Source organism: Paenibacillus sp. NPDC101420 (assembly GCF_050277435.1).
Classification (GTDB): Bacteria; Bacillota; Bacilli; order Paenibacillales; family Paenibacillaceae; genus Paenibacillus_AQ.
Window position 1 is genome coordinate 24,124 of sequence record NZ_JBNNSE010000006.1, and the last position, 10,659, is coordinate 34,782.

General features: G+C 43.4%; 7 protein-coding genes. 3 read left to right on the forward strand and 4 right to left on the reverse strand.

Going from position 1 to position 10,659, the window contains the following annotated elements:
- Window positions 1–5 precede the first annotated feature (5 nt).
- The 3 genes from ACQKMP_RS23050 to ACQKMP_RS23060 all read right to left on the reverse strand — a co-directional run bounded on the left by ACQKMP_RS23050 (window position 6) and on the right by ACQKMP_RS23060 (window position 3,195).
- Complete coding sequence (locus ACQKMP_RS23050) at window positions 6–839, reverse strand: carbohydrate ABC transporter permease (protein ID WP_042185023.1); 834 nt, start codon at window positions 837–839, stop codon at window positions 6–8.
- 2 nt (window positions 840–841) lie between these two features.
- Window positions 842–1,735 carry a carbohydrate ABC transporter permease gene (locus tag ACQKMP_RS23055; RefSeq protein WP_042185025.1) on the reverse strand — a complete coding sequence of 298 codons (894 nt, stop codon included), beginning with the start codon at window positions 1,733–1,735 and terminating at the stop codon, window positions 842–844.
- 107 nt (window positions 1,736–1,842) lie between these two features.
- Entirely contained in the window at window positions 1,843–3,195 is a 1,353-nt protein-coding gene (locus ACQKMP_RS23060) for an ABC transporter substrate-binding protein (protein ID WP_042185027.1), read from the reverse strand.
- A gap of 320 nt (window positions 3,196–3,515) precedes the next feature.
- Between ACQKMP_RS23060 and ACQKMP_RS23065 the strand changes: the two genes are divergently transcribed.
- Both ACQKMP_RS23065 and ACQKMP_RS23070 read left to right on the forward strand, forming a co-directional pair.
- Entirely contained in the window at window positions 3,516–6,068 is a 2,553-nt protein-coding gene (locus ACQKMP_RS23065) for a beta-mannosidase (RefSeq protein ID WP_427471231.1), read from the forward strand.
- A 268-nt stretch (window positions 6,069–6,336) separates the two neighbouring features.
- Entirely contained in the window at window positions 6,337–7,260 is a 924-nt protein-coding gene (locus tag ACQKMP_RS23070; protein ID WP_427471497.1) for an alpha/beta fold hydrolase, read from the forward strand.
- Window positions 7,261–7,330: 70 nt separating this feature from the next.
- On the opposite strand, the gene ACQKMP_RS23075 is transcribed toward ACQKMP_RS23070, so the two are convergent.
- Window positions 7,331–8,164, reverse strand: coding sequence for a helix-turn-helix transcriptional regulator (locus tag ACQKMP_RS23075; protein WP_076283833.1), 834 nt, complete (start codon window positions 8,162–8,164; stop codon window positions 7,331–7,333).
- Between the two features lie 170 nt (window positions 8,165–8,334).
- On the opposite strand from ACQKMP_RS23075, the gene ACQKMP_RS23080 reads away from it, so the two are divergent.
- Window positions 8,335–10,386, forward strand: coding sequence for a beta-galactosidase (locus ACQKMP_RS23080; RefSeq protein ID WP_427471234.1), 2,052 nt, complete (start codon window positions 8,335–8,337; stop codon window positions 10,384–10,386).
- The last annotated feature ends 273 nt before the right edge of the window (window positions 10,387–10,659 follow it).

Below are 10,659 nucleotides of genomic sequence, written 5' to 3' on the forward strand. Positions count from 1 at the left end.
CTGCCTTATTTAACTGCGCCGCTGGTTACGCCTTCAAAGATATAACGTTGTAGGAAGAAATATAGAATTATTGTGGGGAGCAGGATAAGCAGAATGGCCGCACAGATCAAATTCCATTCGCCCGAATTGACCCCTTGAAAACGCATCAGGATCGTCGTAACTACGCCCAGGCTTTGTTTTGGCATATATAGATAAGGGATATACATGTCATTATAGATACTAATCGTCTTCAAGATAATCAAAGTAGCCGTAGCCGGCGTCAATAATGGAAAAATAATTGAGCGATAGATTTTAAAAAGAGATGCACCTTCTACCATCGCGTTCTCATCTAGATCCACGGGAATGTTACGGATAAATTGCAAATAAAGAATAATTTGAATCACATCTGCTCCGATATATAGCACGATAGGGGCGCCGAGTGTATTATAAAGCCCCATGCTTTTGATGATACCAAAAGTGGCTACTTGCGTCGTGATGCTAGGAATGATAGTGGCTATTAGATAAGCACCAAAGACAACAGGTTTTAATTTAAAAGAGAAGCGTCCCAGTACAAATGCTACCATAGTTCCAAATAGAATGTTCAGAATTAAAGTAATAGCTATAATAATTAATACGTTACCAAATCCGTTAAGTAAACCTCCACGCTGGAACACCGCAATGAAATTATCGAAATTAAAAAAGCTTTTTGGCAGTGCCATGGAGCTACTACTGTTAAATTCATCAGTCGATTTGAAGGCATTTACGATAACTACATAAGGAGGGAAAAGCACGACAAATACGCCGATGATTAGCGAGAAGTATTTAATAACATCTGTAAAGCGGAATTTGGAGTTTGTCATGTCTATTTGTCTCCTCCCCGGCTAAGAACTAGTTGCTGTACTAATAGTACGATGACGACAAAGAAGAGCAAGATAATACTCATGGCAGAAGCGAGACCATAGTTGTTGTAAGCAAATGCAGTGTCTACAACTTTCTGTACATAAGTTTCGCTGGCGCCTGCAGGACCACCCTTGGTCAATACGAAAGGGAGATCAAAGACTTCCAGTGCTCCTGTGACGGTAAGAAATAAGTTAAGCTGAATGACTGGCTTCATATTCGGTAAAGTAATTCTCCAAAGGGTTTGGAAAGGTCCAGCACCATCAATCTTTGAAGCCTCATAGATATCGTTTGGTATGGCCTGCAAGGAGGCGATGTAGATGACCATGTTATAACCCATGAAACGCCAAAATCCTGTGGATGCCAGAGAATAGTTGACCAGTCCTTCTGTTCCAAGCCAGCTGGTCTGTCCTAGTCCGGTTAGACCGATGCTATTCAGGAACATATTCAGAGATCCGTTAGTAGTATCAAAGACATAACCAAACATAAAAGCAACAGCAACTCCGTTCATGATGTAAGGAAGGAAAAGTAAGATTCGGAATGCGTTTTTCCCTTTGAGCTTACTATTCAGAACAACCGCAAAATAAATGGCGACTATGTTCTGAACAATTCCCATAGCGAAGTAAGCAAAGTTATGTGTAAATACTTTGAAAATATCAGGATTAGAGAAGACCTCGCGGTAATTAGCAAGTCCGACCCATGGTTTCTCTGGGCTATAGCCATCCCAATTGGTGAAACTGTAATAGATCAGCTTAAGCGCTGGATAATACGTGAATGTCGCAAGGAGCAACAATGGGATCGTAAGGAATGATACAATGATTATCATTTTTTGTTTGTTATAGGAAAGTGTTCCGAACATCGCTAGCCCTTCTTTCATAAAAGCTTGGTATGGAAAGGCAAAATGGACTATCCGTAAGGGCGATAATCCATTTTGCACCGTGTTGTACTTCTGGTCAAAAGTTTGTATTAATAGCCGAGATCTTTCTTAGCTTTAGCCCAGGCTTTATTCCATTTGTCTAATACAGTTTGCGGATCTTTGGCAAGCACAAATTCCTGTACAACAGCAGGGAGATCTAATTGTGCCTTGTTGCCGATTTCTGTAACCTTCGCATCGTCAACAGTTCCTTCTACTAACTCTACTCCGGTAGCTTGGAATTCTTTTAGCTGAGCCAGATTAGATTCTTTTCCTTTTAGTGGGGAGATAAAGCCCGCGAAGTCCTCATAGCCGGAATCCTCAATCATCCATTTTACGAAAGCTTTGGCAGCTTCTAAATTTTTGCTGTTTTTAGCAACAGCATAGAAGAAGTCAGGGCTAAGAGTAGCGGATGGTTTACCTGAATTGTCATAAGGGAACGGGAAGAAGCCAACATTGTCTGAAGGAGCTCCTACTCCAATAACTTGGTTAATGACCCAGTTGCCGAGATAGTACATGGCGAACTTACCAGAAGCGATGTCTTTTTTCGATTGCTCCCAGTTGGTGGAGTTGATGTCTTTTTCCAGATACCCTTTTTCGTTGAGCTCCTTGAGCAGGCTAAAGGCTTTACCATAGCCGTTGTCCATGGTAAATGGTGTTTCAGAGTTCAGCTTCTCATTAGGGAAGTCGGGGTTGCCTGCAATTAGGCGCGGAGTATCATAAGCCCATGTACCCAGTGGCCATTTATCTTTGAAGTTAGAGGACAGTGGAATGACACCTTTTGCTTTCAGCTTTTCGCAGGCAGCCAGGAATTCATCCCAAGTCTTAGGGGTTTCTGTGATGCCAGCATCTGTAAATGCTTTTTTGTTATAAACAATCCCGGATGTAGAGTTCCCTGTGGTAATTCCGTACAGCTTGCCATCAAAGGATTTGAAGTCTTTAAAGGTGATTTGATCGTTCAGGCCGAGATCATCCAGTGAAGCGAAGTATTTCGGTAAGTCGGAGTTAGGAATGGTAGGAATGAACATAACGTCAGGAAGCTCGCCGCTGGCCATTCTGACTTTAGCCTGTTGATTATAGTCGGTCTGGGAAGCCTCGAATTCGACTTTAACGTTCGGGTATTTTTCATTAAAGCGCTTTAAATATTCATCGTATTCTTTGCCAATCATGTCTGTTCTGTTAGTCAGGAAGGTGATTTTGCCGCTAATGTCAGCTCCTGCTGCAGGTTCGGCTGTTGCGTTGCTTGTCGTGTCACCGCCGGTAGTCTCTGTGTTAGTTGCTGCGGGCTTATCGGTTGCAGAAGCCCCGTTATTGGTGCTGTTGCCATTGTTCGAGCCGCAGCCAGCCAGCGTTGATGATAAAATCATAACCATAACAAAAGATAACGAAAATAACTTATTTCTCATAACTTAATCCCCTTTTCATTATTTTGTTAGCGTTTACATGAACATTATAGCTTTAAATAAAGCGTTTAGAAATGTATTGTATTATTATTTATTGTCTTTATTTGTTTTGTTTGAACGATTATAATTAGTGTATACCTAACGAATGGATAACAAAATACCAAGAATAACAAGTGGATTCAATGAAATGCTAGAAGAGGTATGTTATTTTGAAAGATGAATAGGCTTACAAAACTTAAGCAGACGCTTTCGAAGTGAGTTTTGTACGAAGTCACTTGGAGAAGCATATGCTCTACAAAACTTTTAGCAATTAGGAGGATATTATGAAACATCTAGAGATGAATCTTGCGAAGTGGGAATTTAGAAGCTGTGGTGACGAGGAGTGGCTTCCGGCTACTGTGCCAGGCACGGTCCATACGGATTTACTGAAGAACGGAAAGATTGAAGATCCCTTCTATGGAACAAATGAACATAACCTACAATGGATTGATAAGAAGGATTGGGAATATCAAACCACTTTGCAGCTTGGTGAAGAGTGGTTGGAGCTTACTTGCACAGAACTGATTTTTGAAGGTCTTGATACATATGCTGACGTGTATGTGAATAATGTACATGTGCTCGCTGCAGACAATATGTTTTTGGCGTGGAGAGTGGATGTTAAAGATCAGTTGAAGATTGGTGAAAACCATATACTAGTGAGATTCCGCTCTGTAGTTAAAGAGGATCTACCTAAGCTAGAGAAGCTGGGGTATGCGTTACCTGCACCGAATGATCAATCCGAGCTTGGGGGACTAGAGGAACAGCGGATTAGTGTTTTTGCCCGCAAAGCACCTTATCATTACGGCTGGGATTGGGGTCCGCGTTTCTTGACTAGTGGAATATGGCGTAAAGCGGCCCTTAAGGGACGTGATTCAGTTCAAATCATAGATCTCTATATCCGCCAAAATGTGATCACAAAGGAAGAGGCTCAATTAACCGCAATTATTGAAGTAGATGCTCCTGCGGCATGGCAGGGAATGCTGCGAATGAGTGCTGATGGTCTAGAGTCGATGCAAGCGGTTTCCTTAAAGAGCGGCAAGCAACAAATAGAGATGGATATCGTGGTAGATCAGCCGCAGCTCTGGTGGTGTAGAGGGCTGGGCGAGCCTCATTTATATACATTCCAAGCGGATTTGGTGAAAGGTAAGGAAGTTGAAGTTAGCAAAAGCGTAAGAACTGGACTCCGGAGCATTCAATTGATTCGGGAGCATGATGCGAAAGGGACTTCATTTTCTTTTGTACTGAATGGTGTGTCGGTCTTCGCCAAAGGTGCCAATCATATTCCGAATGACAGCTTCATCACAGAAGTTACCGAAGAGCGGTATCGGCATGAAATTGCCACGGCCGCAGAATCAAACATGAATATGCTGCGAGTGTGGGGTGGCGGTTTTTATGAAGAGGAGATATTTTACAAGCTCTGTGATGAATACGGGCTGTTGGTCTGGCAGGACTTCATGTTCGCTTGCAGCATGTATCCGGGAGATGATGCGTTTCTTGCGAATGTGAAGAAAGAAGCTGAGTATAACGTCAAAAGATTGCGCAATCATCCCTGCATCGCCCTATGGTGTGGCAATAACGAGATTGATTCGGCCTGGTCACAGTTCGAGGAAAATATGGGCTGGGGCTGGAAAGAAAAACTCAGCGCGGAGCAAAGAGCTACAATGTGGGCTGATTATGAGGAAATATTCCACCGGATTCTACCGGAGGCTGTAGCCGCGTTCCATCCAGGTGTGGACTATTGGCCGTCTTCACCGATGCGGAATTTGACTGGAGATATGAATCAACACGCGACGCGGATTGTGGACGAAGGGGATGTTCATTACTGGGGCGTGTGGCACGGGATTGAGCCTTTTGAGAATTATAATACCAAGGTTGGCCGCTTTATGAGTGAATACGGATTCCAGTCGTTCCCGGAACTAAAGACCGTACTGAGCTATGCTGAAGAGCAGGATTTGGAGCTTACCTCAGAGGTGATGCTGGCGCATCAGAAGAATGGACGCGGAAATCTGCTGATCAAGGAATACATGGATATGTATCTGCCGCAGCCGAAGGATTTTAAATCATTTCTGTATATGAGTCAAATCCTCCAGGCCGAAGCGATTCGAATCGCGATTGAAAGTCACAGAAGAAATAAACCTTACTGTATGGGCACTTTATACTGGCAGATGAATGATTGCTGGCCGGTCGCCTCTTGGGCGGGGATGGATTACAACGGACGCTGGAAAGCATTGCAATATACCGTGCGCTCAAGCTTTCAAGATGTTCTGTTGTCTATTGACGATACAGACCGTGAGCGGATTGACGTTCATGTCGTATCTGATTTAAGAACAGCAAAGACCGCTGAGTTAGTGCTTAAATTGTATCAGTTTAACGGTTCGACACTGCGAGAGTGGACACATCCCGTTGAGCTGGGAGCTGATTCTGCGGCTATCGTATTCTCGTCTCCAGTGGCGGAACTAATAGAAGGTCATGGATCGAACGATGTATTGCTTGAGATCAGCTTGCAGGCTAATGGCGAGATGATAGATCGTAAGGTGCACTATTTTATCCCGGAAAAAGAAATTCGGTTGCAGCGTTCAGTAATTAACATAATGGAAACTCCAGATAGCGGAGGTCTAAGCTTCACTGTGACAAGCGATGTATTAGCTAGAGGCGTATACCTGACCTCAGAAGATGAAGGAATATTCTCTGACAATTACTTTGATCTTCTCCCAGGGCAGCCCAAGACGATAACGTTCTCGGAACGCGGGAACGATGGAAGGGACTGGATTCCAGGCGCTCCTAAGGGATTGAAGGTTCAATCGATGGTTGATTTTGTGAGCGAAGATTTACTGTAAATCTTAAGAAGAGATAATTTATTTCAAAAGGAAACAAGCCATGAGCCCGGATCTTGGCTTGTTTTTTGTGTGCTGGTATAAATGTTGTTTTTCCTATTCATACTCCGTTCATGTTAACGTCATGGGGAGTACATCTTCATTGGTTAGTCTTACCTTAGCAGTCGGATAGGGCAGTCTAATACACAGAGGATGACAGGAGAAGATACGAGTGAAAATAAAAGAGGGAATAACAACAAAGGTGGGCACGAGAACAAGTAAAATACTAAACATGATACTTAAAGTAATAGGGGCAATAATCATAGCAATCATGCTTTTTCTCGCCATCGTATATACAGTTAATTTGATCAGCAATAAATCGGAACAAAATAAAATAGAACCCTATGGTCAGTTAGTACCCGTAGATGGGAAAAACATGAATGTTTATATTCAAGGAAAAGGTGAAGAAACAGTCGTGCTACTACCGGGTTATGGCACAGCAGCGCCAGCTCTTGATTTTAAAGCATTAATAGATGAACTGTCGCCGTTTTACAAAGTTGTCATGATTGAGCCTTTTGGGTATGGATTAAGTGATCTGACCAAAAAGGAGCGCAGCACGGAGAATATTGTAAGTGAAATTCATGAAGCTTTACAGGCTCTTAATATTGACCGTTATATTCTAATGGGCCACTCTATTTCAGGCATATATGGACTAGATTATGTTAACAAGTATGAAAATGAAGTGAGTGCATTTGTCGGGCTTGATAGTAGTGTTCCATCGCTAAGCGAGAGGAAGATCGAAGCTTCGGAATTAAGAACTATAAATCTGCTCAAAAAATCAGGTTTAATCAGATTGCAAATGAAATTTAGTGCTGACCCCATTGCTGAACTACCATTTGATGATAAAACAAAAGAACAAATGAGACTGATCAATCGCAAAAACATATTTAATCCAACCCAATTAAATGAAGCTGGAATGATGTATTCTAATTTTAAATCAGCTGAAAGCTTAACCTTCCCCAAAAATCTTCCTGTAATTTTCTTTGTGCAAGCGAATCAACCAGCAACGGATAGATGGATACCAGAGCATGAAAAGCAAGTAAAAGACTCTGTACATGGAAAAGTGCTGACATTTGAAGAAGGACATTATTTATATCGTACTAAAGCAAAAGAGATCGTAGAAAACTTCAGAGTATTTATGGAAGAAGCTAAGTAAATGACTGTTTGAGCCGAACGAGCTTCAGGGTTTTCTCTGATTGTCGTTCGGTTTTTTCTCGTTTAAGGAATTATGATCCAAAAGCCTGACGGTACTTTACGGGGGACATCCCCTCGAACGTTCTGAACACTTTAATGAAATAGCTGGACTGGGCAAAACCGGACTGAGTCGCAACCTGAGCAATGGAGAGTCCAGTAGAAACCAGTAGAAGCTTGGCTCTGGCCAGTCGACAATCCGTTAAATAACGGTTTGGTGTTTTGCCCATAACCATTCGGAACAGCCGTAGAAAATGATAGCTGCTATACCCGGTTAGTCTTGCCATCGACTCCAGTGACCAAGGACGGGCACATTCGACATGAATGATATCTGCGGCACTGCGGATAGACTGCCTGACCTCGTGCGGTACTGAGCCGTGAAGGGGTTCGGAATTCTGCAGCAATTTCACTAGAAGCTCATACAGAAGCGCGGATAGCCTTGGCTCACTACGTGTTACATAGGAAGCGCTCAGCAAGTACATTTCCTCGAATAGCTCGTCCAGCTTAGCGTCCAAATCAAAAGTGAACAGGTATGCACTAGACTGGTCCACTTCTTCTAATAAGGGGAGTACAATTTGAGTGCTAAAATGAACCCAACGAACATCCCAAGGCTCTCCGGGATCAGAGCCGTACTGCTGGTAGGCCCCTTTAGGGTAAAGAAACCCTCGTCCTCTGCTCATCGGAATACGTTCGCCCTCATGGAATACATAACCCTCCCCACCAAAGATTAAATGCAGGTTATAGCTTCCCAGAAACCCCTCACTTCTTCTCTCGGTATGCTGTGGAAAGTGACTGTAATGTCCCAGAAATTCAGGATAACAGACATATTTTGAAAAAGCCGGTGTCGGCAAATACCATTGTTTCTTCATGTTATGTGGCACCCATTTCTATCGCGCTACAGAGCGCTAGTTGGATTGAAGTAATTAACGCAAGATTGTGATACGATCGCAATATTTTGTTATATATGCCTTATTAACACTGATACTACAATAGAATTATAAAATATTGAAAGCATATTTTTAATACTTTGGAGGTAATCATGAAGAAACCTGTCGCAACAGAAAAATTCGAGCTTGGCGTCTGTTATTATCCGGAACACTGGCCGGAAAGCATGTGGGAGGACGATTATCGCCGGATGAGGGAACTAGGCTTTACAATCATTCGGATTGGGGAGTTTGCTTGGTCTATTTTTGAACCTACTGAGGGTGAGTTTCAGTTCGGGCTCTTTGATCGGGCGATTGATTTAGCTCATAAACATGGTCTTCAGGTTGTGCTCGGTACGCCGACGGCAACACCTCCAGCTTGGCTGACCCATAAGTATCCAGAAGTATTAAACGTGACGTATGAAGGTGTTACCCTACAGCATGGCATGCGCCGTCATTATAATTACAGTAGCCCCAAATACCGTGAGCTGTGTGCTCGGATTACGGAACAGATGGCTGAACATTATGGCAATCATCCAGGTGTGGTCGGTTGGCAAATTGATAATGAGCTCAACTGCGAGATCAGTGAATTTTATTCAGAGAGTGACCATAAGGCTTTCCGGGAATGGCTGCAGCAGAAATATGTCACGCTTGAGCGGCTAAACGAGGCTTGGGGGGCTGTTTTTTGGAATCAGAGTTATAGTGATTGGTCTCAGGTGTATCTTCCGCGTCCTACCCCGTCACCCAAGCAGCCCAATCCCCATCAGGCTTTGGATGAAAAGCGGTTTATATCGGAAAATACGATTTCTTTTGCCAAAAACCAAGCGGACATCATCCGTAAACTTGCCCCTAAGCAGTGGGTAACAACGAACGGTCTGTTCGGGCATCTCGACAGCCATGAATTGACGGATGAATTACTGGATTTCTTCAGCTATGATTCCTATCCGCAGTTCTCGACTATTTTTTATGATCCGAATGAGCGGAATCCGCTGAATGACAGAGGCTGGGGACTTTCATTATCTGTTGTCCGTTCTATTTCCCCTAATTTCTGTATTATGGAGCAGCAGTCGGGACCGGGTGGCTGGGTGAACCGGATGGATATGCCATCTCCGAAGCCGGGACAGATGCGGTTATGGACCTATCAATCGATCGCTCATGGCGCAGATATGGTGCTGTATTTCCGCTGGCGGACAGCCACGATGGGCAATGAAATTTATTGGCATGGCATTAACGACTACCATAACCAGCCGAACAGAAGAGTACGGGAAGCGGGACAGATTGGTCAAGAGCTGGCGGGGGCAGGGCAAGCACTTATCGGCACCCGTAATCAGGCTAACGTTGCTATTGTTCGTGATTATGCTAATGAGTGGGATGGAGAGTATGATGTGTGGCATGGTCCATTTATGTGGAAGAGCAATAAGGAGTGGTACAAGGCACTCCAGCGGAAGCATATCCCGAATGACGTACTCTATTTACGCAAAAAGACGACGCTGGAAGAGCTCGCACGGTACGATGTGCTTATCTATCCTCACCCGGCAATTATGACAGATGAGACAGCGTCGCTTCTGGATGAATACGTTCAGCAAGGTGGAAAACTGATCTTCGGATGCAGAACCGGCTATAAGGATGAACGCGGCCAATGTTATATGCGTCCTTTCCCAGGTGCTGCTAGGGATCTATGCGGGATCACAGTCGAAGAATTCACAATGGTTAAAGGTAGTCGTCAGCCAACGGCGATTAGCTGGTCAGGTGCGGCCGAAGGGGTTACTGGAGCAGATGATTTTAATGATATTCTCCGGATTGAGGATGATTCGGTCGAAGTCATGGCGGTCTATGCTTCGGATTATTACGCTGGGAAGCCAGCAGTTACGAGAAATCGTCGCGGTAAGGGCGAGGTTTGGTATTACGGAGCAGTATTTAATGAAGAGGCAGCGTCCATAATCATAGATCAAGTCAGCCTGCAGTCGCCAGTAGATTGGCTGGTGCTCCCTGAAGATGTAGAGCTGCAAGTTCGTAACGGGACTTCTTCCAGTTATACTTTTTTGCTTAATTATAGTGAAGCTCCTGTCGCGATCCATCTTCATGAGACCAAAATGGATTTACTGAGCGGGACAACGTTATCGGGTGAGGTTACTCTGGAAGGCTTTGGTGTATTGATATTACATTAATGGAATGAATAAAAGCTAATGAAATAAGTAGAGTTACGTATTAGAGATCTAATATGTAACTCTATTTTGTTATAGAGCTATACAACAGGATACTTTTTAAATATAGTTATTAATTCCAACAAAATACAACGAGCAACAGGTACAATATAAAGAATATTCTAGATTTGAAGGAGGGAAGTCTTATGATCATTGAAGCTGAGAAAGTATTGCTGCAGTATTCGTTCATCGATCCAATCATTGAATTCATTAGACATAATGAGAATATTACATTTA